Source organism: Streptomyces sp. NBC_00503, assembly GCF_036346895.1.
Classification (GTDB): Bacteria; Actinomycetota; Actinomycetes; order Streptomycetales; family Streptomycetaceae; genus Streptomyces.
Genome location: NZ_CP107855.1, coordinates 4,789,581 through 4,813,747 on the forward strand (window position 1 = coordinate 4,789,581; position 24,167 = coordinate 4,813,747).

At 67.0% G+C, this 24,167-nt stretch carries 19 protein-coding genes; 16 read left to right on the forward strand and 3 right to left on the reverse strand.

Translation table 11 applies throughout. The features are described 5' to 3' along the window. Window positions 1-298: 298 nt before the first annotated feature. The 4 genes from rplJ (at window position 299) to OG490_RS22340 (ending at window position 9,410) form a co-directional block, all read left to right on the forward strand. Window positions 299-829, forward strand: a complete 531-nt coding sequence (gene rplJ, locus OG490_RS22325; protein WP_215023401.1) for a 50S ribosomal protein L10 — start codon at window positions 299-301, stop codon at window positions 827-829. 110 nt (window positions 830-939) lie between these two features. Beyond that, a complete protein-coding gene (rplL, locus tag OG490_RS22330; RefSeq protein ID WP_330298069.1) occupies window positions 940-1,320 on the forward strand; it encodes a 50S ribosomal protein L7/L12 in 381 nt (126 codons plus the stop codon). 610 nt (window positions 1,321-1,930) lie between these two features. Next, a complete protein-coding gene (rpoB, locus tag OG490_RS22335; RefSeq protein WP_330298070.1) occupies window positions 1,931-5,413 on the forward strand; it encodes a DNA-directed RNA polymerase subunit beta in 3,483 nt (1,160 codons plus the stop codon). A 97-nt stretch (window positions 5,414-5,510) separates the two neighbouring features. Beyond that, complete coding sequence (locus OG490_RS22340; RefSeq protein WP_330298071.1) at window positions 5,511-9,410, forward strand: DNA-directed RNA polymerase subunit beta'; 3,900 nt, start codon at window positions 5,511-5,513, stop codon at window positions 9,408-9,410. Between the two features lie 84 nt (window positions 9,411-9,494). Here the strand turns inward: OG490_RS22340 and OG490_RS22345 are convergent, their stop codons facing one another. Further along, window positions 9,495-12,008 carry a YfhO family protein gene (locus OG490_RS22345; protein WP_330298072.1) on the reverse strand — a complete coding sequence of 838 codons (2,514 nt, stop codon included), beginning with the start codon at window positions 12,006-12,008 and terminating at the stop codon, window positions 9,495-9,497. A 539-nt stretch (window positions 12,009-12,547) separates the two neighbouring features. On the opposite strand from OG490_RS22345, the gene rpsL reads away from it, so the two are divergent. The 4 genes from rpsL to tuf all read left to right on the forward strand — a co-directional run bounded on the left by rpsL (window position 12,548) and on the right by tuf (window position 16,904). Beyond that, window positions 12,548-12,919, forward strand: coding sequence for a 30S ribosomal protein S12 (gene rpsL, locus OG490_RS22350; protein ID WP_007265893.1), 372 nt, complete (start codon window positions 12,548-12,550; stop codon window positions 12,917-12,919). A 2-nt stretch (window positions 12,920-12,921) separates the two neighbouring features. Continuing rightward, entirely contained in the window at window positions 12,922-13,392 is a 471-nt protein-coding gene (gene rpsG, locus OG490_RS22355) for a 30S ribosomal protein S7 (RefSeq protein WP_330298073.1), read from the forward strand. A 39-nt stretch (window positions 13,393-13,431) separates the two neighbouring features. Then, entirely contained in the window at window positions 13,432-15,561 is a 2,130-nt protein-coding gene (gene fusA / locus OG490_RS22360; RefSeq protein ID WP_330298074.1) for an elongation factor G, read from the forward strand. Between the two features lie 149 nt (window positions 15,562-15,710). Then, window positions 15,711-16,904: an elongation factor Tu gene (gene tuf / locus OG490_RS22365; protein WP_112447760.1), complete on the forward strand. Its 1,194-nt coding sequence runs from the start codon at window positions 15,711-15,713 to the stop codon at window positions 16,902-16,904. Between the two features lie 144 nt (window positions 16,905-17,048). Here the strand turns inward: tuf and rfbC are convergent, their stop codons facing one another. Together rfbC and rfbA are read right to left on the reverse strand one after the other, a co-directional pair. Next, entirely contained in the window at window positions 17,049-17,648 is a 600-nt protein-coding gene (gene rfbC, locus OG490_RS22370) for a dTDP-4-dehydrorhamnose 3,5-epimerase (protein ID WP_330298075.1), read from the reverse strand. Further along, on the reverse strand, window positions 17,645-18,520 hold the full coding sequence (rfbA, locus tag OG490_RS22375; protein ID WP_330298076.1) for a glucose-1-phosphate thymidylyltransferase RfbA: 876 nt from the start codon (window positions 18,518-18,520) through the stop codon (window positions 17,645-17,647). The genes rfbC and rfbA overlap by 4 nt, the downstream gene beginning before the upstream one ends. A 49-nt stretch (window positions 18,521-18,569) precedes the next feature. Between rfbA and rfbB the strand changes: the two genes are divergently transcribed. From rfbB to rpsS, 8 genes are all read left to right on the forward strand, one after another. Continuing rightward, window positions 18,570-19,547, forward strand: a complete 978-nt coding sequence (gene rfbB / locus OG490_RS22380; protein ID WP_330298077.1) for a dTDP-glucose 4,6-dehydratase — start codon at window positions 18,570-18,572, stop codon at window positions 19,545-19,547. 77 nt (window positions 19,548-19,624) lie between these two features. Then, window positions 19,625-20,476: a dTDP-4-dehydrorhamnose reductase gene (rfbD, locus tag OG490_RS22385; RefSeq protein WP_443065969.1), complete on the forward strand. Its 852-nt coding sequence runs from the start codon at window positions 19,625-19,627 to the stop codon at window positions 20,474-20,476. A gap of 561 nt (window positions 20,477-21,037) precedes the next feature. Further along, the gene (gene rpsJ, locus OG490_RS22390) at window positions 21,038-21,346 is read left to right on the forward strand and encodes a 30S ribosomal protein S10 (protein WP_003948644.1); all 309 of its coding nucleotides are present in this window, start codon (window positions 21,038-21,040) and stop codon (window positions 21,344-21,346) included. Between the two features lie 14 nt (window positions 21,347-21,360). Further along, a complete protein-coding gene (rplC, locus tag OG490_RS22395) occupies window positions 21,361-22,005 on the forward strand; it encodes a 50S ribosomal protein L3 (protein WP_215015311.1) in 645 nt (214 codons plus the stop codon). 4 nt (window positions 22,006-22,009) lie between these two features. Beyond that, entirely contained in the window at window positions 22,010-22,660 is a 651-nt protein-coding gene (rplD, locus tag OG490_RS22400; RefSeq protein ID WP_254387363.1) for a 50S ribosomal protein L4, read from the forward strand. Then, complete coding sequence (gene rplW / locus OG490_RS22405; RefSeq protein ID WP_030154694.1) at window positions 22,660-22,983, forward strand: 50S ribosomal protein L23; 324 nt, start codon at window positions 22,660-22,662, stop codon at window positions 22,981-22,983. Before rplD ends, rplW begins: the two co-directional genes overlap by 1 nt. A 39-nt stretch (window positions 22,984-23,022) precedes the next feature. Then, on the forward strand, window positions 23,023-23,859 hold the full coding sequence (gene rplB / locus OG490_RS22410; RefSeq protein ID WP_112447748.1) for a 50S ribosomal protein L2: 837 nt from the start codon (window positions 23,023-23,025) through the stop codon (window positions 23,857-23,859). Between the two features lie 12 nt (window positions 23,860-23,871). After that, window positions 23,872-24,153 (forward strand): 30S ribosomal protein S19, encoded by a 282-nt coding sequence (rpsS, locus tag OG490_RS22415; RefSeq protein ID WP_023539342.1) that lies wholly within the window; start codon window positions 23,872-23,874, stop codon window positions 24,151-24,153. The last annotated feature ends 14 nt before the right edge of the window (window positions 24,154-24,167 follow it).

Genomic DNA, 24,167 nt, shown 5'->3' on the forward strand with positions numbered 1-24,167 from the left:
CACTGAGCCCCCGGAACCCTTGCGGGGACCGGCCCGCGAGGGTCCCGGAGGGCGGATTTGCTTGACAACGACTGGTTCGCGTACGCTTCCGGAGAAGCCAAAGACCGCTGGTCGTTGCCGTGCCTGCAAGGGTGCGGTGGCCGAAGGATCCGCTAACTGCGGACGTCCTGCGCAGGTGATCAAGGAAAGTTCCCGGAATCCGTTCCGGTTGAGCTACGCCCTGGCGCCTGCGCCGGGGCGTTTCGTATTTATGCCCCTTCTGAGCGGTCCTCATCACCCGGAAGGAGGCCGACGCACTATGCCGACGCCCAACAAGGCTGCCGCGGTAGCCGAGCTCACGGACCAGTTCCGCGACTCGAACGCCGCCGTGCTGACCGAGTACCGGGGTCTCACCGTCGCGCAGCTCAAGACGCTGCGTCGCTCTCTCGGTGAGAACGCCCAGTACGCCGTGGTGAAGAACACGCTGACCAAGATTGCGGCCAACCAGGCCGGGATCACCGCGCTGGACGAGCACTTCGCTGGTCCCACCGCGGTCGCCTTCATCACCGGTGACCCGGTGGAGTCGGCGAAGAGCCTGCGTGACTTCGCCAAGGAAAACCCCAACCTCATCATCAAGGCGGGTGTCCTTGATGGTAAGGCGCTCACCGCCGATGAGATCAAGAAGCTTGCGGACCTCGAGTCCCGCGAGGTTCTGCTCAGCAAGCTGGCCGGCGCGTTCAAGGGCAAGCAGTCTCAGGCTGCCTCGCTCTTCCAGGCGCTGCCGTCGAAGTTCGTCCGCACTGCGGAAGCGCTTCGCGTCAAGCTCGCCGAGCAGGGCGGTGCCGAGTAATTCGGCTCGCGCACTGATCCACGCCGCCTAGTGCGTGGGTCAAAGCGGGCCGTTACGCCCGCCTCTATATACATCCGGCACCTGCCGATTTAGTGGAAGGATCGCCCATCATGGCGAAGCTCTCTCAGGAAGACCTGCTCGCTCAGTTCGAGGAGCTCACCCTCATCGAGCTCTCCGAGTTCGTTAAGGCGTTCGAGGAGAAGTTCGACGTCACCGCCGCCGCGGCCGTCGCCGTTGCGGGCCCGGGTGCCCCGGTTGCCGCTGAGGCCGCCGAGGAGCAGGACGAGTTCGACGTCATCCTCGAGGGTGCCGGCGACAAGAAGATCCAGGTCATCAAGGTCGTGCGCGAGCTCACCTCCCTGGGCCTCAAGGAGGCCAAGGACCTCGTCGACGGCGCTCCGAAGCCGATCCTCGAGAAGGTCGCCAAGGAGGCCGCTGACAAGGCTGCCGAGTCCCTCAAGGCTGCCGGCGCGTCTGTGACCGTCAAGTAACACCTCTGGGCCCCTTCTGGGACCCATTCAAAGGGCGATCACCCGTAAGGGTGGTCGCCCTTTGGCGTACCCGGAGTGCCTGATTTGCCCCCGTCTCGTTGGGGAGTAGGGTGATCATCGTTGCTCTGCGGCAGGGTCCTGAGATGATCCGCTCGGAGCAGGGGGCCTTGACGAACGGGACGCGGCGCGCAATTCTCAGACCGGTCGCGAGATGGGCTCGTTCGATCCGAGATCCGAGGCATGGATCTGGCCCGCATCGGGCATGGATTGACTACGAAGAGGGCAGTACTGTTACGCGCTCTGTGTGCGAGAGCCGCAGTGCGTGGCACGCCGTAGGACGCAGGGTTGGTCCGTTTAAACGACATGGGGAAGGCCTGTTGCCGGTTTCCGGAAACCTGGTCTGGACATCAGTGAGCCGAGTGGCTACACTGACCCTTTGCGCTGCCTGTTAGCTGCCCCCTGCCCGTCGCCAGGGGCATGCCCACGCATGAGCACACTTGATTGAACGGCCCTGAGCTGGTCCTTTTGACCAGATGGGGGGCGCTTGTCTTCTGTGTCAGCTGGGACCGGTACGCGCGTAGTGAGTCCGAGCCCTCGGAAGGACCCCCTCTTGGCCGCCTCGCGCAACGCCTCGACCAATACGAACAACGGTGCCAGCACCGCCCCGCTGCGCATCTCCTTTGCAAAGATCAAGGAGCCCCTCGAGGTTCCGAACCTCCTGGCGCTGCAGACCGAGAGCTTTGACTGGCTGCTCGGCAACGCCGCCTGGAAGTCTCGCGTCGAGTCGGCGCTTGAGAGCGGACAGGACGTTCCCACCAAGTCCGGTCTGGAAGAGATCTTCGAGGAGATCTCGCCGATCGAGGACTTCTCCGGGTCGATGTCGCTGACGTTCCGCGACCACCGTTTCGAGCCGGCGAAGAACTCGGTCGACGAGTGCAAGGACCGCGACTTCACGTTCGCGGCGCCGCTTTTCGTCACCGCCGAGTTCACGAACAACGAGACCGGAGAGATCAAGTCTCAGACGGTCTTCATGGGCGATTTCCCGCTCATGACCAACAAGGGCACCTTCGTCATCAACGGCACCGAGCGTGTCGTTGTGTCGCAGCTCGTCCGTTCCCCTGGTGTCTACTTCGACTCCTCCATCGACAAGACGTCCGACAAGGACATCTTCGCCGCCAAGATCATCCCTTCCCGGGGTGCCTGGCTCGAGATGGAGATCGACAAGCGCGACATGGTCGGTGTTCGCATCGACCGCAAGCGCAAGCAGTCCGTCACCGTCCTCCTGAAGGCTCTCGGCTGGACCACCGAGCAGATCCTCGAGGAGTTCGGCGAGTACGAGTCCATGCGCGCCACCCTGGAGAAGGACCACACCCAGGGCCAGGACGACGCGCTGCTCGACATCTACCGCAAGCTGCGTCCGGGCGAACCGCCGACCCGCGAGGCCGCTCAGACGCTGCTCGAGAACCTCTACTTCAACCCGAAGCGCTACGACCTCGCGAAGGTCGGCCGCTACAAGGTGAACAAGAAGCTCGGCGCGGACGAGCCGCTGGACGCCGGCGTGCTCACCACCGACGACGTCATCGCGACCATCAAGTACCTGGTCAAGCTGCACGCCGGTGAGACCGAGACCGTCGGTGAGTCGGGTCGTTCGATCGTCGTCGAGACCGACGACATCGACCACTTCGGCAACCGTCGTCTGCGCAACGTCGGCGAGCTCATCCAGAACCAGGTCCGCACGGGTCTGGCTCGTATGGAGCGCGTCGTCCGCGAGCGGATGACGACCCAGGACGTCGAGGCGATCACGCCGCAGACCCTGATCAACATCCGGCCGGTCGTCGCCTCCATCAAGGAGTTCTTCGGCACCAGCCAGCTGTCGCAGTTCATGGACCAGAACAACCCGCTGTCGGGTCTCACTCACAAGCGCCGTCTGTCGGCGCTCGGCCCGGGTGGTCTGTCCCGTGAGCGGGCCGGCTTCGAGGTCCGAGACGTTCACCCGTCGCACTACGGCCGCATGTGCCCGATCGAGACCCCTGAAGGCCCGAACATCGGTCTGATCGGCTCGCTCGCGTCCTACGGCCGCGTCAACGCGTTCGGTTTCGTCGAGACCCCGTACCGCAAGGTCATCGACGGCATCGTCACCGACGAGGTCGACTACCTGACGGCCGACGAGGAAGACCGCTTCGTCATCGCCCAGGCCAACGCCGGCCTGTCCGAGGACATGCGCTTCACCGAGAACCGCGTGCTGGTTCGCCGTCGTGGTGGCGAGATCGACTACATCGCCGGCGACGACGTCGACTACATGGACGTCTCCCCGCGCCAGATGGTGTCCGTCGCGACCGCGATGATCCCCTTCCTCGAGCACGACGACGCCAACCGCGCCCTCATGGGCGCGAACATGATGCGCCAGGCCGTTCCGCTCATCAAGGCGGAGGCGCCGCTCGTCGGCACCGGCATGGAGTACCGCTGTGCGGTCGACGCCGGTGACTCGATCCGTGCGGAGAAGGACGGTGTCGTCCAGGAGGTCTCGGCCGACTACATCACCGTCGCCAACGACGACGGCACGTACACCACGTACCGCGTCGCCAAGTTCTCCCGCTCGAACCAGGGCACCTCGGTCAACCAGAAGGTCATCGTCAACGAGGGTGACCGCATCATCGAGGCTCAGGTCCTCGCCGACGGTCCTGCGACCGAAGAGGGCGAAATGGCCCTCGGCAAGAACCTGCTCGTCGCGTTCATGCCCTGGGAAGGTCACAACTACGAGGACGCGATCATCCTGTCGCAGCGCCTCGTACAGGACGACGTCCTCTCCTCGATCCACATCGAGGAGCACGAGGTCGACGCCCGTGACACCAAGCTGGGCCCCGAGGAGATCACCCGGGACATCCCGAACGTCTCCGAGGAGGTCCTCGCGGACCTCGACGAGCGCGGCATCATCCGCATCGGTGCGGACGTCGTCGCGGGCGACATCCTGGTCGGAAAGGTCACGCCCAAGGGCGAGACCGAGCTGACCCCGGAAGAGCGTCTGCTCCGCGCGATCTTCGGTGAGAAGGCCCGCGAGGTGCGTGACACCTCGCTCAAGGTTCCTCACGGTGAGATCGGCAAGGTCATCGGCGTCCGCGTCTTCGACCGCGAAGAGGGCGACGAGCTTCCCCCGGGCGTCAACCAGCTGGTCCGCGTCTACGTGGCCCAGAAGCGCAAGATCACCGACGGTGACAAGCTCGCCGGCCGCCACGGCAACAAGGGTGTCATCTCCAAGATCCTTCCGATCGAGGACATGCCCTTCCTTGAAGACGGCACGCCGGTCGACATCATCCTGAACCCCCTGGGTGTCCCGTCCCGAATGAACCCGGGACAGGTCCTGGAGATCCACCTCGGCTGGCTCGCCAGCCGCGGCTGGGACGTCTCCGGTGTCGCCGAGGAGTGGGCCGAGCGACTGAAGGTCATCGGCGCCGACCGCGTCGAGCCCGGTACCAACGTCGCCACCCCGGTGTTCGACGGTGCCCGCGAGGACGAGATCTCCGGTCTCTTCGAACACACCATCCCGAACCGCGACGGGGACCGCCTGGTCCTTCCGACCGGTAAGGCGCACCTGTTCGACGGCCGCTCCGGCGAGCCGTTCCCGGAGCCGGTCTCGATCGGCTACATGTACATCCTCAAGCTCCACCACCTGGTCGACGACAAGCTCCACGCGCGGTCGACCGGTCCGTACTCGATGATCACGCAGCAGCCGCTGGGTGGTAAGGCGCAGTTCGGTGGCCAGCGCTTCGGTGAGATGGAGGTGTGGGCGCTCGAGGCTTATGGCGCCGCTTACGCCCTCCAGGAGCTGCTGACCATCAAGTCCGATGACGTCACCGGCCGCGTGAAGGTCTACGAGGCCATCGTCAAGGGCGAGAACATCCCCGAGCCGGGCATTCCCGAGTCCTTCAAGGTGCTCATCAAGGAAATGCAGTCGCTCTGCCTCAACGTGGAGGTGCTGTCCTCGGACGGCATGTCCATCGAGATGCGCGACACCGACGAGGACGTCTTCCGCGCGGCGGAGGAGCTCGGTATCGACCTGTCCCGGCGTGAGCCGAGCAGCGTCGAAGAGGTCTGACGGGCCTGACGGGGGGCTCGCTCAAGAGCCCCCCGTCATCCCCGGGACCGTTCAGACCATGATTGAGACTCGACCCCGAAAGAGGGATTGACGCACAGTGCTCGACGTCAACTTCTTCGACGAGCTGCGGATCGGCCTTGCCACCGCGGACGACATCCGAACCTGGTCCCACGGCGAGGTCAAGAAGCCGGAGACCATCAACTACCGCACGCTCAAGCCCGAGAAGGACGGACTCTTCTGCGAGAAGATCTTCGGTCCGACCCGGGACTGGGAGTGCTACTGCGGCAAGTACAAGCGTGTCCGCTTCAAGGGCATCATCTGTGAGCGTTGTGGCGTCGAAGTCACGCGCGCCAAGGTGCGCCGCGAGCGGATGGGCCACATTGAGCTCGCCGCCCCCGTCACCCACATCTGGTACTTCAAGGGCGTCCCGTCGCGCCTCGGATACCTGCTGGACCTCGCGCCGAAGGACCTCGAAAAGGTCATCTACTTCGCCGCGTACATGATCACGTTCGTGGACGACGAGCGCCGCACCCGCGACCTCCCGTCCCTGGAGGCGCACGTCTCCATCGAGCGCCAGCAGATCGAGAACCGACGCGACTCGGACCTCGAAGGCCGTGCCAAGAAGCTCGAGACCGACCTGGCCGAGCTCGAGGCCGAGGGCGCGAAGGCCGACGTACGCCGCAAGGTGCGCGAAGGTGCCGAGCGCGAGATGAAGCAGCTCCGTGACCGCGCTCAGCGCGAGATCGACCGTCTCGACGAGGTCTGGGCGCGCTTCAAGAACCTCAAGGTCCAGGACCTCGAGGGCGACGAGCTGCTCTACCGCGAGCTGCGCGACCGCTTCGGTACGTACTTCGACGGCTGCATGGGCGCCGCGGCGCTCCAGAAGCGTCTGGAGTCCTTCGACCTCGACGAAGAGGCCGAGCGCCTCCGCGAGATCATCCGTACCGGCAAGGGCCAGAAGAAGACCCGTGCGCTCAAGCGCCTCAAGGTCGTCTCCGCGTTCCTGCAGACCAGCAACAAGCCCAAGGGCATGGTTCTGGACTGCGTGCCGGTGATCCCGCCGGACCTGCGTCCGATGGTGCAGCTGGACGGTGGCCGCTTCGCGACCTCCGACCTGAACGACCTGTACCGCCGCGTGATCAACCGCAACAACCGCCTGAAGCGTCTTCTCGACCTCGGTGCTCCCGAGATCATCGTGAACAACGAGAAGCGCATGCTCCAGGAGGCCGTGGACGCCCTCTTCGACAACGGTCGTCGTGGTCGTCCGGTGACCGGTCCCGGTAACCGTCCGCTGAAGTCCCTGAGCGACATGCTCAAGGGCAAGCAGGGTCGATTCCGTCAGAACCTCCTCGGCAAGCGCGTGGACTACTCCGCGCGTTCCGTGATCGTCGTCGGCCCGCAGCTGAAGCTGCACCAGTGCGGTCTGCCCAAGGCCATGGCGCTGGAGCTCTTCAAGCCGTTCGTGATGAAGCGCCTGGTCGACCTGAACCACGCGCAGAACATCAAGTCGGCGAAGCGCATGGTCGAGCGCGGCCGCACGGTCGTCTACGACGTGCTCGAAGAGGTCATCGCCGAGCACCCGGTTCTCCTGAACCGTGCGCCCACGCTGCACCGCCTCGGCATCCAGGCCTTCGAGCCCCAGCTGGTCGAAGGCAAGGCCATCCAGATCCACCCGCTCGTCTGCACCGCGTTCAACGCGGACTTCGACGGTGACCAGATGGCCGTGCACCTGCCGCTTTCGGCAGAGGCGCAGGCCGAGGCCCGCATCCTGATGCTGTCCTCGAACAACATCCTGAAGCCGGCAGACGGTCGTCCCGTCACCATGCCGACCCAGGACATGGTGCTGGGTCTGTTCTTCCTCACCACCGACGGCGAGCTCCGTGACGTCAAGGGCGAGGGCCGTGCATTCGGCTCCACCGCCGAGGCGACCATGGCGTTCGACAACGGTGAGCTGGCGCTCCAGTCGGCCGTCGACATCCGCTTCCCGGTGGGCACCATCCCGCCGCGTGGCTGGGTGCACCCGGTCGCCGAAGAGGGCGAGCAGGAGTTCCAGGCGGGCGACAGCTTCCGTCTGCGCACCACCCTGGGCCGCGCGCTCTTCAACGAGCTGCTGCCCGAGGACTACCCGTTCGTCGACTACTCGGTGGGCAAGAAGCAGCTCTCCGAGATCGTCAACGACCTGGCGGAGCGCTACCCCAAGGTGATCGTGGCGGCGACGCTCGACAACCTGAAGGCGGCCGGCTTCCACTGGGCGACCCGTTCGGGCGTCACCGTGGCCATCTCCGACGTCGTCGTGCCCGAGGCCAAGAAGGCCATCGTCAAGGGCTACGAGGAGCTGGACGAGAAGGTCCAGAAGCAGTACGAGCGCGGTCTGATCACCAAGGACGAGCGCACGCAGGAGCTCATCGCGATCTGGACCAAGGCGACCAACGAGGTTGCCGAGGCGATGAACGCGAACTTCCCCAAGACGAACCCCATCTTCATGATGGTTGACTCGGGTGCCCGAGGAAACATGATGCAGATGCGACAGATCGCCGGTATGCGTGGTCTGGTGTCGAACGCGAAGAACGAGACCATCCCGCGTCCGATCAAGGCGTCCTTCCGTGAGGGCCTCACCGTTCTGGAGTACTTCATCTCCACGCACGGTGCCCGTAAGGGTCTGGCGGACACCGCCCTGCGTACCGCCGACTCGGGTTACCTGACCCGTCGTCTGGTGGACGTCTCGCAGGACGTCATCATCCGCGAGGAGGACTGCGGCACCGAGCGCGGCCTCAAGCTCAAGATCGGTGTCAAGGACGAGACCGGTGTCCTCCGCAAGGCGGACGACGTCGAGACCTCCATCTACGCCCGCATGCTGGCCGAGGACGTCGTCATCGACGGCAAGGTCATCGCGCCGGCCAACGTGGACCTCGGTGACGTGCTCATCGACGCCCTCATCGCGAACGGCGTCGAGGAGGTCAAGACCCGCTCGGTCCTGACCTGTGAGTCCGCGGTCGGCACCTGTGCCTTCTGCTACGGACGCTCGCTCGCCACCGGCAAGCTGGTCGACATCGGTGAGGCGGTCGGCATCATCGCCGCCCAGTCCATCGGTGAGCCCGGTACCCAGCTGACGATGCGTACCTTCCACACCGGTGGTGTGGCCGGTGACGACATCACGCAGGGTCTGCCGCGTGTCGTCGAGCTCTTCGAAGCCCGTACCCCGAAGGGTGTCGCCCCGATCTCCGAGGCCGCCGGTCGCGTGCGGATCGAGGAGACCGAGAAGACGAAGAAGATCGTCATCGTGCCCGACGACGGCAGCGAGGAGACGCCCTTCCCGATCTCCAAGCGCGCCAAGGTCATCGTCAGCGAGGGTGACCACGTCGAGGTCGGCCAGAAGCTCACCATGGGTGCGACCAACCCGCACGACGTGCTGCGCATCCTCGGCCAGCGTGCGGTCCAGGTCCACCTGGTCGGCGAAGTCCAGAAGGTCTACAACTCGCAGGGCGTGTCGATCCACGACAAGCACATCGAGATCATCATCCGGCAGATGCTCCGCCGCGTGACGATCATCGAGTCCGGCGATGCGGAGCTCCTGCCGGGCGAGCTCGTCGAGCGGTCGAAGTTCGAGACCGAGAACCGTCGTGTGGTCACCGAGGGCGGTCACCCCGCCTCCGGCCGTCCGCAGCTGATGGGTATCACCAAGGCCTCGCTCGCGACCGAGTCCTGGCTGTCGGCGGCGTCGTTCCAGGAGACGACCAGGGTTCTGACGGACGCGGCGATCAACGCCAAGTCCGACTCCCTGATCGGCCTCAAGGAGAACGTCATCATCGGTAAGCTCATCCCGGCCGGTACGGGCCTCGCCCGCTACCGCAACATCCGGGTCGAGCCCACCGAGGAAGCCAAGGCAGCGATGTACTCGGCCGTCGGTTACGACGACATCGACTACTCGCCCTTCGGCACCGGCTCCGGCCAGGCTGTCCCGCTGGAGGACTACGACTACGGCCCGTACAACGGCTAAGTCATAGGGCATGTGAAGAAGCCCCCCGCCGCTCCGAGAGGAGTGGCGGGGGGCTTCTTCGTGTCCGGGGCCCGGGTCCCGCTGTCAGCCCCGGCGGCGCTCGCGGCGCAGGCCCGTCACCGTGACCGAGGCCAGGGCCAGGAGGGCCAGGGTGGCGGCAGCCAGGCCCGGGGTGAGGCCCCTGGGGGTGAAGGTGCAGGAGAGGCGGGTGGCTCCGGCGGGGATGTCCATGGAGACCAGTCCGTGGAAGTCCTTCACCGGGGCCGTGCACCGCCAGCCGGGCACGTCGGTCATTGCGAAGACGGCGGTGCCGGCGGTGCCCTTCGGGAAGGTGGCCTCGATGGTGTGGCCCCCCGCGGTGACCTCGGTGGCCCCCGTGGCGGTGAGGTGGGCGACGGCCCCGGTGAGCTTGGCGCGGTCGAGGCAGCCGACGGGGTGCCGGCCGGCGTCGGCGCGCAGGTTACGGGTCTTCACGCTGATCACGCCCCTGCCGTTCGCCGGGATCTCGCCGAGCGGCAGGACACCGGCGGCCCGGCCCCCCAGCCGCCCCCGCACACTTCCGGAGGCGACCGTGCCGTAGAGCCCGGGGGAGTACCAGAAGGCCTCGGAGCCGGGGGCGCACCGGGCGGCGTACGTCCGCTCGGTGGCGGTGCCGCCGCGGGTGACGGGCGGGACCCGGTAGACGGTGGCTCCGAGCAGGTTCTCCTGGCGGGCGTAGACGCTGCCCGCCGGGTTGGGGGAGGTGTAGGGGGCGCTGCGGACGGTGACCAGGGGAGGGGCCGGGAACCGGGAGGCGGTCCAGGTGTCCGGATCGGCTGCGGGGCGGACCCGGGCGCCGATCGAGAAGATGGCGTCCAGGACGGGGTTGTCGGCGCCGAAGAAGGTACGGCCGTCGTTCTTGAACCCGAAGCCGAGGGGCTCCAGTGCCCGGTAGGTGACCTCGGGCAGGTAGCTGCTGTAGTACTGCGGGCCTTCCGTGCGGAGCGCGAGCGCGTCGTTGTACGAGCTCTGCGGCGAGCCCGAGTCGGTCCGGTACGCGGGCCAGCCGTGCACCTGGCGGGCGGCTTCGAAGTGGCGGGTGATCGAAGGGCCCGAGGTGACCGCGGGCGCGGCCCAGGGCTCGCGGGCCCGCCGCAGGTCGGCGTTGACCGCGGCGACCGTGGACTCGGTGAGGACCACGCCGATCATCAGGGCGGCGGCCACGGGGATCAGCACCGGGCGCCTGTCGCCCTGCGTCAGCAGGACCAGGGCCAGCAGGGACACCGCTCCGCCGCCCAGGACCGCGGGCCAGGTGGCGCCGCCGAAGTCGTTGGTGCGGCTGAGGACGGCGGTGGCGGCGACCAGCACCCCGAAGCTCAGCGCCAGCTGCCGCGGGCGGGGCCCGGCGGCCAGCGACAGCCAGGCCAGGACCACGAGCATCCCGCTGAAGACGAAGGCCTCGCGGTAGGGGTTGCCGTTGGGCACCGCCAGCCCGTGCCAGAGGTACTGGGTCGGCGGGAACTGGAAGGAGGCCGCCACCAGCCCCGTGGCCACCGCCCACACCAGGCGGGTCCGCTTGGCGACGGCCCCGTTGAGGAGGAAGGACCCGGCGAGGATCAGGCCGAGCGAGGCCACGTAGAGCCGGGGCCGGCCGCCCCACAGGTGGGTGGCGGGGAGCATGCCCGTCAGGAACACCTCGATCCGCACCGGATGGAACGCGCCCGCTCCGGTCGGCTGCGCGGCCCCGCTGGAGAGGAACGCGGGCAGCAGCAGCGGCAGGGTCAGCAGGATCCCCGTCGCGGTGGCCGTCGCGGCCCGCCCCGCGGCGCGCAGCCGCTGCGCGCCGGTCAGGTCCATGAGGATCAGGCGGATGGCGAGCAGTACGCAGGCGGCCATCGTGGCCATCATCGCGGTGTAGAAGTTCCCGAACCAGGCGAGCGCGACCAGCAGGGTCGCGGCGGGCCAGCGGCGCCGCTCCAGGCACCACTCGGCGGCGATGCCGAGGAGGGGGAGGGCGACCAGGCCCCACAGCCACATGGGGATGTACGAGGCGTCGCTGAGCGCCCAGCCGCACAGCCCGTAGACGGCTCCGAGGACGCCCCGCTGCCACCAGGGGCCGGGGTGCAGCTTGCCGAGGTAGCAGGCCATCACGGCGGCGGCGGCGCCCATCGTGAGCGGGGTGATCGCGAAGACGGCGAGGTCGACCCGGTCGCGGGGGACCAGGACGGTCAGCCAGGAGAAGGGGTTGCAGAGGTAGGTGTAGTAGTCGGAGAGGAACGGTTCGCCGAAGCCGCCGCGCCAGGTGAAGAGGAGGTCTCCGGCCGCCTGGCCGTGCACCAGGTCCCACAGGGCCCGGTGGAAGGGCACGTACTGGTTGGCCTGGTCGTTGATGGCGCGGCCGGTGGCGCCGAAGGGGTACGTGCCCCGGGCCGCCCAGGACGCGCATGAGGCGCCCGAGGCGATGAGGAAGGCCAGCAGGGGGGCGCCGGCCCGCCGCAGGGCCCGGCGGCCGCGGGCGGCCGGGGGGCGGGGCGGGGCTCCGGGCGGGCTCTGCGGCGGGCCGTGGAGGAGCTCCGGCGGACCCTCGGTCGTCGTCGGCTGGGTGGTGGCCGTCCCCAATGTCCCGCTCCCTGCTGCGATGGGGTCCCGTCGTGTGCTTTGGGACGAATCGGAGCGCAGCCTAGTTCGCCGGGAGGGCCGGACCCGTGCGGCCCGGCGCGCTGGGGAGGGCCCGCGCCGGGGGCGTGCGCCGCTCGCGCCGGGGGTGCGGGGCGCATGTTCGAAGCCTCCCGGCGGCGGCCGGCGCGCGCAGCCCCGTAGGGCGGCGTTTAGCACATCCGCACCACATCCGCACATCGTGGGGGCCACACAGGGGTCTCGGCCGTGTGGCGACTGGCCGGTGGGCCCTTCGGCGTTCGGGGCCAGGGGCTTTTGTTTTGACCGGAGTGGATGCGGTAGGTACGCTCAGACCTTGTGCCTGGGGTGTGCCTGGGCTCCTGTGCGTGTCCACCAACCGCACTCGAGCCGTATTCGGCCACCGTGATTCATGCGTTTCCACGCTTGCGTGGAGGTCCGCCGGATCCGACACACCCGACCGCGTGGGTCGGCAAATGTTCCAGGTTAGCTCCACTACACGGCACACAGAAACCGGAGAAGTAGTGCCTACGATCCAGCAGCTGGTCCGTAAGGGCCGGCAGGACAAGGTCGAGAAGACAAAGACCCCCGCGCTTGAGGCTTCGCCCCAGCGTCGCGGTGTCTGCACGCGCGTGTTCACGACCACCCCGAAGAAGCCGAACTCGGCGCTCCGTAAGGTCGCGCGCGTGCGTCTGACCTCCGGCATCGAGGTCACCGCTTACATTCCGGGTGAGGGACACAACCTGCAGGAGCACTCCATCGTGCTCGTGCGTGGTGGCCGTGTGAAGGACCTGCCGGGTGTTCGTTACAAGATCATCCGCGGTGCGCTTGACACCCAGGCTGTCAAGAACCGCAAGCAGGCCCGCAGCCGCTACGGCGCCAAGAAGGAGAAGTAGAAATGCCTCGTAAGGGCCCCGCCCCGAAGCGCCCGGTCATCATCGACCCGGTCTACGCATCTCCTCTGGTGACGTCGCTCATCAACAAGATCCTCCTGAACGGCAAGCGCTCCACCGCCGAGCGCATCGTTTACGGCGCCATGGAAGGCCTCCGCGAGAAGACCGGCGCTGACCCGGTCATCACGCTGAAGCGCGCGCTGGAGAACGTCAAGCCGTCGCTTGAGGTCAAGTCCCGCCGTGTCGGTGGCGCCACCTACCAGGTGCCGATCGAGGTCAAGCCGGGTCGCGCTGCGACCCTGTCGCTCCGCTGGATCGTGGGTTACTCCCGCGCCCGTCGTGAGAAGACCATGACCGAGCGCCTCATGAACGAGCTCCTCGACGCCTCGAACGGCCTCGGTGCGGCCGTCAAGAAGCGTGAGGACACGCACAAGATGGCCGAGTCCAACAAGGCCTTCGCGCACTACCGCTGGTAGTCCCACCCCACATCGAGACCGAGAGAAGACCGAAGCCTTATGGCTACCACTTCGCTTGACCTGGCCAAGGTCCGCAACATCGGGATCATGGCCCACATCGACGCGGGCAAGACGACCACCACCGAGCGCATCCTGTTCTACACCGGTGTGTCTTACAAGATCGGTGAAGTCCACGACGGCGCTGCCACGATGGACTGGATGGAGCAGGAGCAGGAGCGTGGTATCACCATCACGTCTGCCGCGACGACCTGCCACTGGCCCCTCGAAGACGTTGACCACACGATCAACATCATCGACACCCCGGGTCACGTCGACTTCACCGTCGAGGTGGAGCGTTCGCTCCGCGTCCTCGACGGCGCCGTCACCGTGTTCGACGGTGTCGCCGGTGTAGAGCCGCAGTCCGAGACGGTATGGCGTCAGGCCGACCGTTACGGCGTGCCGCGCATCTGCTTCGTCAACAAGCTGGACCGTACCGGCGCCGAGTTCCACCGCTGCGTCGAGATGATCAAGGACCGCCTCGGTGCGGTTCCGATCGTCATGCAGCTCCCCATCGGTGCCGAGATGGACTTCCAGGGCGTTGTCGACCTGGTCACCATGAAGGCGTTCGTCTGGTCCGCCGAGGCGACCAAGGGCGAGATGTACGACATCGTCGACATCCCGGACACCCACAAGGAAGCCGCTGAAGAGTGGCACGCCAAGCTGGTCGAGACGGTCGCCGAGAACGACGACCAGATCATGGAGCTGTTCCTCGAGGGCGTCGAGCCCACCGTCGAGCAGCTGCACGCCGCTGTGCGTCGCATCATCATCGGCTCCAAGGGTGACAGTGGCGCCACCGTCACCGCGGTGTTCTGTGGCACGGCGTTCAAGAACAAGGGCGTTCAGCCCCTGCTCGACGCCGTCGTCCGCTACCTCCCCTCGCCCCTGGACATCGAGGCCATCGAAGGCCACGACGTCAAGGACGCCGAGGTCGTCGTGAAGCGCAAGCCTTCGGACGACGAGCCCCTCGCGGCGCTCGCGTTCAAGATCATGCGTGACCCGCACCTCGGCAAGCTCACCTTCGTCCGGGTTTACTCGGGCCGCCTGGAGGCCGGCACTGCGGTGCTGAACTCCGTCAAGGGCAAGAAGGAGCGCATCGGCAAGATCTACCGCATGCACGCGAACAAGCGTGAAGAGATCGATGCGGTGGGCGCCGGTGACATCGTCGCCGTCATGGGCCTGAAGCAGACCACCACTGGTGAGACGCTGTGTGACGACAAGAACCCGGTCATCCTGGAGTCCATGGACTTCCCGGCCCCGGTCATTCAGGTCGCCATCGAGCCCAAGTCCAAGGGTGACCAGGAGAAGCTGGGTGTCGCCATCCAGTCTCTCGCGGAGGAGGACCCCTCCTTCCACGTTCACTCGGACGAAGAGACCGGCCAGACCATCCTCGGTGGTATGGGCGAGCTGCACCTCGAGGTGCTGGTCGACCGTATGAAGCGCGAGTTCAAGGTCGAGGCCAACGTCGGCAAGCCGCAGGTCGCGTACCGCGAGACGATCCGCCAGACGGTGGAGCGTCACGACTACACCCACAAGAAGCAGACCGGTGGTACCGGTCAGTTCGCCAAGGTGCAGATCGCGATCGAGCCCATCACCGAGCCCGACGGTCCGGCGTACGAGTTCGTGAACAAGGTCACCGGTGGCCGCATCCCGAGGGAGTACATCCCCTCGGTCGACGCCGGTGCGCAGGAAGCCATGAAGTTCGGCATCCTGGCCGGCTACGAGATGACCGGCGTTCGCGTCATTCTTCTCGACGGTGGCTACCACGAGGTCGACTCCTCCGAGCTCGCCTTCAAGATCGCCGGTTCGCAGGCGTTCAAGGAGGCCGCGCGCAAGGCTTCTCCCGTGCTCCTCGAGCCGATGATGGCCGTCGAGGTCACCACGCCGGAGGAGTCCATGGGTGACGTCATCGGTGACATCAACTCCCGCCGTGGCCAGATCCAGGCCATGGAGGAGCGTCACGGTGCGCGCCTCGTGAAGGGCCTCGTGCCCCTCTCGGAGATGTTCGGCTACGTCGGAGACCTCCGCAGCAAGACCTCGGGTCGCGCCAGCTACTCGATGCAGTTCGACTCCTACGCCGAGGTTCCCCGGAACGTCGCTGAGGAGATCATCGCGAAGGCCAAGGGCGAGTAACTCTTCCGAGTACACGCTTTAGGCTTGTCACCGGAGCCTCTGGGGCAACAGGAGTAACCCTTCCGTTGCCCCGGGGGAACCGGCTATCCAGCAAAGATCACCTGGCGCCGATCTGTAAGGCGTACAGAACCACTCTCCAGGAGGACCCCGTGGCGAAGGCGAAGTTCGAGCGGACTAAGCCGCACGTCAACATCGGCACCATCGGTCACATTGACCACGGTAAGACGACCCTCACGGCCGCCATTACCAAGGTGCTGCATGACGCGTACCCGGACCTGAACGAGGCCTCGGCCTTCGACCAGATCGACAAGGCTCCCGAAGAGCGCCAGCGCGGTATCACCATCTCCATCGCGCACGTCGAGTACCAGACCGAGGCGCGTCACTACGCCCACGTCGACTGCCCGGGTCACGCGGACTACATCAAGAACATGATCACCGGTGCCGCGCAGATGGACGGTGCGATCCTCGTCGTCGCCGCCACCGACGGCCCGATGCCGCAGACCAAGGAGCACGTGCTCCTGGCCCGCCAGGTCGGCGTTCCGTACATCGTCGTCGCCCTGAACAAGGCCGACATGGTGGACGACGAGGAGATCCTGGAGCTCGTCGAGCTCGAGGTTCGTGAGCTCCTCTCCGACTACGACTTCCCGGGCGACGACCTTCCGGTCGTCCGCGTCTCCGCGCTGAAGGCGCTCGAGGGCGACAAGGAGTGGGGCGAGAAGCTTCTCGGCCTCATGGCTGCCGTCGACGAGGCGATCCCGACCCCGCCGCGTGACACCGAGCTGCCGTTCCTCATGCCCGTCGAGGACGTCTTCACGATCACCGGTCGCGGTACCGTCGTCACCGGCCGTATCGAGCGTGGTGTCCTGAAGGTCAACGAGACCGTCGACATCATCGGTATCAAGGAGACCAAGACCACCACCACGGTCACCGGTATCGAGATGTTCCGCAAGCTGCTCGACGAGGGCCAGGCGGGCGAGAACGTCGGTCTGCTCCTCCGTGGCATCAAGCGCGAGGACGTCGAGCGCGGCCAGGTCATCATCAAGCCCGGTTCGGTCACCCCGCACACCGAGTTCGAGGCCCAGTCGTACATCCTGTCGAAGGACGAGGGTGGCCGTCACACCCCGTTCTTCAACAACTACCGTCCCCAGTTCTACTTCCGTACCACGGACGTCACGGGTGTTGTCACCCTGCCGGCCGGCACGGAGATGGTCATGCCGGGCGACAACACCGAGATGACGGTCACGCTGATTCAGCCGGTCGCCATGGAGGAAGGCCTCAAGTTCGCCATCCGTGAGGGTGGTCGTACCGTGGGCGCCGGCCAGGTCACCAAGATCACGAAGTAATTCGTGCTCTGACCTGGTAGCTCGCTGACGCGGGCACCATGTTTGACAGAAGGGCCCCTTCCCCGTCGTTCACGCGACAGGGAAGGGGCCCTTCTGCATGCGGAGCTCCAGGGAGCCCTACGGGGCTGCGCGCGCGGCCCGCGCTCACCCCTCGCGCAGCGACTCGGTGAACGCCAGGCAGGCGTCGTACCGGGGGAGCAGCCCGGACGCGAGCGCGTCGGCCAGCGAGGGGGCCGCCTCGTCGCGCGCGGACAGCAGCGGGACCGGTGCCGGCCAGTCGATGCCCAGGCCCGGGTCGAGCGGGTGGAGCGCGTGCTCGCCCGCCGGGTTGTAGGTCGCCGAGCAGAGGTAGGAGAGCGTGGCCCCGTCGCTCAGCGCGCAGAAGCCGTGGCCGAGCCCCTCGGGGAGGTAGACCGCGCGACGGTCCACGTCGTCCAGCCGGACCCCTTCCCAGCGGCCGAAGGTCGGGGAGCCGACCCGCAGGTCCACGACGACGTCGAGGACGGCCCCGCGCACGCAGGTGACGTACTTGGCTTGGCCGGGCGGGACGTCGGCGAAGTGGATGCCGCGGACCACCCCCCGCTCGGATACCGAGAGATTGGCCTGCGCCAGGTTCAGGGGGTGCCCGACCACCTCGGCGAGGCGGTCGAAGCGGTACCACTCCATGAACATGCCGCGCGGATCGCCGTGCTGCTGGGGGACGATCTCGTAGGCCCCCTTGATCCCCAGCTCGCGGAACTTCACAGGGCGGCCTCCTCTTCGAGCAGTCCCAGCAGGTAGTCCCCGTAGCCGCTCTTGGTGAGCGGCTCGGCCAGCGCGCGCAGCTGCGCGGAGCCGATCAGCCCCGCCCGCCAGGCGGCCTCCTCGACACAGCCGATCTTGAACCCCTGCCTCTCCTCTATCACCCGCACGAACTCCGAGGCCTGGACCATCGCCACGAAGGTTCCGGTGTCCAGCCAGGCGGTGCCCCGGTCGAGGACGGTGACGTGCAGCTCGCCGGCCCGGAGGTAGGCATCGTTGACCGCGGTGATCTCCAGCTCCCCGCGGGCGCTGGGCTTGAGGCCGCGGGCTATCCCGACGACCTGGTTGTCGTAGAAGTAGAGGCCCGGTACGGCGTAGCGGGACTTGGGAACGGCCGGCTTCTCCTCTATGGAGACGACCTGCCCCTTCGCGTCGAACTCCACCACTCCGTACGCCGTGGGGTCCGCGACCGGGTACGCGAACACCCGGCCGCCCTTGGCGCCGGCCTGCTCGGCGAGCCGCGTGCCGAGGCCGCTGCCGTGGAAGATGTTGTCGCCGAGGATCAGGGCGACGGAGCCGTCGCCGATGAAATCGGCACCGAGCACGAACGCCTGGGCAATGCCCTCGGGGCGCTCCTGGACGGCGTACTCCAGCCGGAGGCCGAACTGCGAACCGTCGCCGAGCAGCCGCTCGAACTGCTCGCGGTCGTCCGGGGTGGTGACGATCAGGATCTCGCTGATCCCGGCCATGACCAGGGTGGAGAGCGGGTAGTAGATCATCGGTTTGTCGAAGACGGGCAGCAGCTGCTTCGACACGGCCCGGGTCAGCGGCCAGAGTCGGGATCCGGTGCCGCCGGCTAAGAGGATTCCTCGCATGTGGAGAACCTATGCGAACGGCGTTCGACAGGCGGCTACTCTTCGGATTATGCGCATCCTCGTAACCGGCGGTGCCGGTTTCATAGGCTCGGAATTCGTCAGGCAGCAGCTAGTCGCGGACCCGGCCGCGCGGATCACCGTCTTCGACAAGCTGACCTACTCCGGCGTCGAGGCGAACCTGGCGCCGGTGGCGGACCACAGGGGATACGCCTTCGTCAGGGGCGACATCTGCGACGCCGAGGCCGTCGATCGGGTGATGCCCGGACACGACGTCGTCGTGCACTTCGCGGCCGAGTCCCACGTGGACCGCTCGATCGCCGGCGCGGGCCCCTTCGTGATGACCAACGTCGTGGGCACCCAGGTCCTCCTGGACGCCGCCCGCAAGCACCGGGTCGGCCGCTTCGTCCACATCTCCACCGACGAGGTGTACGGATCGATCTCCGAGGGCTCCTGGACCGAGGAGTGGCCGCTGGCGCCCAACTCCCCGTACTCCGCCTCGAAGGCCTCCTCCGACCTGCTGGCCCTGGCCTACGCCCGGACGCACGGGATGGACGTGGTCGTCACGCGCTGCTCCAACAACTACGGGCACCACCAGTTCCCGGAGAAGGTCATCCCGCTGTTCGTCTCGAACCTGATGGACGGCAAGAAGGTCCCGCTGTACGGCGACGGCGGCAACGTGCGCGACTGGCTGCACGTCTCCGACCACTGCCGCGGCATCGACCTGGTGATGCGCAAGGGGCGCGGGGGAGAGGTCTACAACATCGGCGGCGGGGTCGAGCTGACCAACAAGGAGCTCACCGGCGTCCTGCTGGAGGCCGCGGGCCTCGGCTGGGACATGGTCGAACGGGTCGAGGACCGCAAGGGCCACGACCTGCGCTACTCCATCGACATCGGCAAGATCGGCTCCGAGCTGGGCTACGCACCGCAGGTCACCTTCGAGGAGGGCATCGCGGCGACCGTGGACTGGTACCGGGAGAACCGTGCCTGGTGGGAGCCCCTGAAGGCCAAGGCGGCGCTGCTCAAGTGAGCACCGCAGAAGCGAACGCCGCGCGAGTGATCGCTGACCCCGACGGCCCGCGCTGGCTCGTCACCGGCGCCGCCGGGATGCTCGGCCGGGACGTCCTGGCCGCACTCCGGGAGGCCGGGATCCGGGCCGAGGGGCTCGGCCGCGCCGACCTCGACATCACCGACCCGGGGGCCGTCCGGGCCGCGGTCGAAGGCGTGGCCGTGGTCGTGAACTGCGCCGCCTGGACCGATGTGGACGGCGCGGAGAGCGCCGAGGAGGCCGCAACCGCCGTCAACGGTACGGGCGTTCGCGTTCTCGCCGCGGCCTGCGCCGAGGCCGGCGCGCGGCTGCTGCACGTGTCCACCGACTACGTGCTGCCCGGCGACGCCTCGCAGCCGTACCCCGAATCCGCCCCGACCGGCCCGGTCAACGCCTACGGCCGCTCCAAGCTGGCCGGAGAGCGGGCGGTGGCCGAGCTGCTGCCGAAGGACGGCTACGTCGTCCGCACCGCCTGGCTGTACGGGGAGCACGGGCCGAACTTCGTCGCCACCATGCTCGGGCTGGCCGCCCGGCGGGACACCCTCGACGTGGTCGACGACCAGCACGGCCAGCCCACCTGGTCCTACGCGCTGGCCCGCCGCCTGGTGGAGCTCGGCTCCGCCGCCCTGGACGGGCGGGCCCCCGGCGGGGTCTACCACGGCACCGCGGGCGGCCGGACCACCTGGTTCGGGCTGGCCCGGGAGGCCTACCGGCTCGGCGGCCTGGACCCCGAGCGGATCCGGCCGACGGACTCCGCGGCGTTCGCCCGGCCCGCCGCGCGGCCGGCCTTCAGTGTCCTTGGTCACGGCCGCTGGGCCGAGGCCGGACTGGAGCCGCTGGCCGACTGGCGGGTCCAGCTCGCCGAGGCGATCACCCGGCCCGCCTTCGCCGACCTGCTGAAACTGCCGTAGGAGATCGCTGCGGGGCCCAGGTCACCGGCGTGGACCCGTACGGGGACCGGAATGTCCGTGATCAACACTTCCTGGCGCGGTTCCGGGGACGATCACGGCGCTCCGGCCGGTCCTGCCGGAACCCGGCCGCGCGTCGCGATTTGACGCGTACGCGCGGCGGAGTAGTCTCTTCGGCCCGATTGGCGCAGTACGCGTCTCGTATGGCAGACTACTCAAGTTGCTCGGCTGAGTGCCGATGCTGCGCGCCTCCCGCCGGGAGGACCGGAAGCGAGTCCCACAGTACTCGTCGCCTTACCTGCCTTTCGGGGCAGCAATGGGGCGGACGTACGGGAATCTTCTGGGAAGCGTCAGCACGGTGCCTTCCAGGCACTCGGTGGGTGTTTGCCCCCGATCTGCGGTCTTGGGACCGCACCCCCTTGGATGAGGGAATTTCCGTATGGGAATTTTTTCTAGAGGGAGTGCGACACGCCCGACCGCGTGGGTCGGAGGAAAGCGGCGGAGTCATCCGCAGCCGGCCGAGCGCCAGAGCGTTTCCACAACAGACAGGACTACGGAGTAGCCATGGCGGGACAGAAGATCCGCATCCGGCTCAAGGCCTACGACCACGAGGTCATCGATTCGTCGGCGAAGAAGATCGTCGAGACGGTGACGCGCACTGGTGCGTCGGTCGCGGGCCCGGTGCCGCTGCCCACTGAGAAGAACGTGTACTGCGTCATCAAGTCGCCGCACAAGTACAAGGACTCGCGCGAGCACTTCGAGATGCGCACTCACAAGCGCCTGATCGACATCCTCGACCCGACGCCCAAGACCGTTGACTCGCTGATGCGCCTGGACCTTCCGGCCGGCGTTGACATCGAGATCAAGCTCTGAGAGGCACGGAGAAGATGGCAAAGCAGATCAAGGGCGTCCTGGGCGAGAAGCTCGGCATGACCCAGGTCTGGGACGAGAACAACCGTGTCGTCCCGGTCACTGTCGTCAAGGCTGGGCCCTGCGTCGTTACCCAGGTCCGTAAGAACGACATCGATGGCTACGAGTCGGTCCAGATCGCCTTCGGCGAGATTGACCCGCGCAAGGTGAACAAGCCCCTCAAGGGTCACTTCGCCAAGGCCGATGTAACCCCGCGCCGCCACCTGGTGGAGCTCCGCACCTCCGACGCCAGCGAGTACACGCTCGGCCAGGAGATCACCGCTGCTGTGTTCGAGTCCGGCGTCAAGGTTGACGTCACGGGCAACAGCAAGGGCAAGGGCTTCGCCGGTGTCATGAAGCGTCACAACTTCAAGGGCCTCGGCGCCGGCCACGGCGTGCAGCGCAAGCACCGCTCCCCCGGTTCGATCGGTGGCTGTGCCACCCCTGGGCGTGTCTTCAAGGGCATGCGCATGGCCGGTCGTATGGGTAACGAGCGTGTCACCACCCAGAACCTGACCATCCACGCGGTTGACGCGGAGAAGGGTCTGCTCCTGATCAAGGGTGCGGTCCCCGGTCCGAACGGCGGCCTCGTCCTGGTCCGTACCGCGGCCAAGGGGGCTTGAGGTAATGAGCACCATTGACATCCTTTCGCCGGCAGGCGACAAGGCCGGTACCGTCGAGCTCCCCGCGGAGATCTTCGACGCGAAGACCAGCGTTCCGCTGATCCACCAGGTCGTTGTCGCTCAGCTGGCTGCTGCCCGTCAGGGCACGCACAAGACCAAGCGTCGTGGCGAAGTCCGTGGTGGTGGCCGCAAGCCGTACCGCCAGAAGGGCACCGGCCGCGCGCGCCAGGGTTCGACCCGCGCTCCGCAGTTCGTCGGCGGTGGCGTCGTTCACGGCCCGCAGCCGCGTGACTACTCGCAGCGGACCCCGAAGAAGATGAAGGCCGCCGCTCTCCGCGGTGCCCTCTCGGACCGCGCGCGTCACTCCCGCATCCACGTCGTCACCGGCGTGGTCGAGGGTGCCGCCTCCACGAAGGCCGCCAAGACGCTGTTCGGCAAGATCTCGGAGCGCAAGAACCTGCTCCTGGTCGTCGACCGCTCCGAAGAGGCCGCGTGGCTGTCCGCCCGCAACCTGCCCCAGGTTCACATCCTGGAGCCGGGCCAGCTGAACACGTACGACGTGATCGTCTCTGACGACGTGGTCTTCACTCAGACCGCTTTCGAGTCCTTCGTGTCTGGCCCCAAGGCCGATGAGACCGAAGGGAGCGACGCCTGATGTCTGAGGCGACCGTTACCAGCAAGACCTTCACTGACCCGCGCGACCTGCTGATCAAGCCGGTTGTCTCGGAGAAGAGCTACGCGCTGCTGGACGAGAACAAGTACACGTTCATCGTCGCGCCCGGCTCCAACAAGACCCAGATCAAGCAGGCCGTCGAGGCGGTCTTCGGGGTCAAGGTCACCGGGGTCAACACGATCAACCGTCAGGGTAAGCGCAAGCGCACCAAGACCGGTTTCGGCAAGCGCGCTGACACCAAGCGCGCCATCGTGACCCTCGCTGAGGGCGACCGAATCGACATCTTCGGCGGCCAGGCCTCCTAACGGAGGTCTAGTCGTCCGGAATCGGACGAGGACTGAGAAATGGGTATCCGCAAGTACAAGCCGACGACCCCGGGCCGTCGTGGCTCCAGCGTCGCCGACTTTGTCGAGATCACGCGGTCCACGCCGGAGAAGTCGCTGGTCCGCCCCCTGCACAGCAAGGGCGGCCGTAACAACACCGGTCGGATCACGGTTCGACACCAGGGTGGCGGCCACAAGCGCGCCTACCGTGTGATCGACTTCCGTCGTCACGACAAGGACGGCGTGCCGGCGAAGGTCGCGCACATCGAGTACGACCCCAACCGCACGGCGCGCATCGCGCTCCTGCACTACGCCGACGGTGAGAAGCGCTACATCATTGCGCCGAAGAACCTGAAGCAGGGTGACCGGATTGAGAACGGCCCGACGGCCGACATCAAGCCCGGCAACAACCTGGCGCTCCGCAACATCCCGGTCGGTACCACGATCCACGCGATCGAGCTCCGTCCCGGTGGTGGCGCGAAGTTCGCCCGCTCCGCTGGTGCCTCCGTGCAGCTGCTGGCGAAGGAGGGCACCATGGCCCACCTTCGTATGCCGTCCGGTGAGATCCGTCTCGTCGACGCCCGCTGCCGCGCCACGGTCGGCGAGGTCGGCAACGCCGAGCAGTCGAACATCAACTGGGGCAAGGCCGGCCGTATGCGCTGGAAGGGCGTTCGCCCCTCCGTCCGCGGTGTCGCGATGAACCCGGTCGACCACCCGCACGGTGGTGGTGAGGGTAAGACCAGTGGTGGTCGCCACCCGGTCTCCCCGTGGGGTCAGAAGGAGGGTCGTACTCGCTCGCCGAAGAAGGCTTCGAGCAAGTACATCGTCCGCCGCCGCAAGACGAACAAGAAGCGCTAGGAGCGGGTTTAGATGCCGCGCAGTCTCAAGAAGGGACCCTTCGTCGACGGACACCTCATCAAGAAGGTGGACGTACAGAACGAAGCCGGTACCAAGAACGTCATCAAGACCTGGTCCCGTCGCTCGATGATCATCCCGGCCATGCTGGGTCACACCATCGCGGTGCACAACGGCAAGATCCACGTCCCGGTGTTCGTCACCGAGTCGATGGTCGGCCACAAGCTCGGCGAGTTCTCGCCGACTCGCACCTTCCGCGGCCACGTCAAGGACGACCGGAAGTCGAAGCGCCGCTAAAGGCGGGGTGGTTA

Coding starts and splice junctions, on each gene's coding strand:
- rplW (WP_030154694.1), top strand. CDS start 22,660: ATGTCTGAGGCGACCGTTACCAGCAAGACCTTCACTGACCCGCGCGAC.
- rfbD (WP_443065969.1), top strand. CDS start 19,625: ATGCTCGGCCGGGACGTCCTGGCCGCACTCCGGGAGGCCGGGATCCGG.
- rfbA (WP_330298076.1), bottom strand. CDS start 18,520: ATGCGAGGAATCCTCTTAGCCGGCGGCACCGGATCCCGACTCTGGCCG.
- rplL (WP_330298069.1), top strand. CDS start 940: ATGGCGAAGCTCTCTCAGGAAGACCTGCTCGCTCAGTTCGAGGAGCTC.
- rplB (WP_112447748.1), top strand. CDS start 23,023: ATGGGTATCCGCAAGTACAAGCCGACGACCCCGGGCCGTCGTGGCTCC.
- rpsJ (WP_003948644.1), top strand. CDS start 21,038: ATGGCGGGACAGAAGATCCGCATCCGGCTCAAGGCCTACGACCACGAG.
- fusA (WP_330298074.1), top strand. CDS start 13,432: ATGGCTACCACTTCGCTTGACCTGGCCAAGGTCCGCAACATCGGGATC.
- rplD (WP_254387363.1), top strand. CDS start 22,010: ATGAGCACCATTGACATCCTTTCGCCGGCAGGCGACAAGGCCGGTACC.
- rplJ (WP_215023401.1), top strand. CDS start 299: ATGCCGACGCCCAACAAGGCTGCCGCGGTAGCCGAGCTCACGGACCAG.
- rplC (WP_215015311.1), top strand. CDS start 21,361: ATGGCAAAGCAGATCAAGGGCGTCCTGGGCGAGAAGCTCGGCATGACC.
- rfbB (WP_330298077.1), top strand. CDS start 18,570: ATGCGCATCCTCGTAACCGGCGGTGCCGGTTTCATAGGCTCGGAATTC.
- rpsG (WP_330298073.1), top strand. CDS start 12,922: ATGCCTCGTAAGGGCCCCGCCCCGAAGCGCCCGGTCATCATCGACCCG.
- rpsS (WP_023539342.1), top strand. CDS start 23,872: ATGCCGCGCAGTCTCAAGAAGGGACCCTTCGTCGACGGACACCTCATC.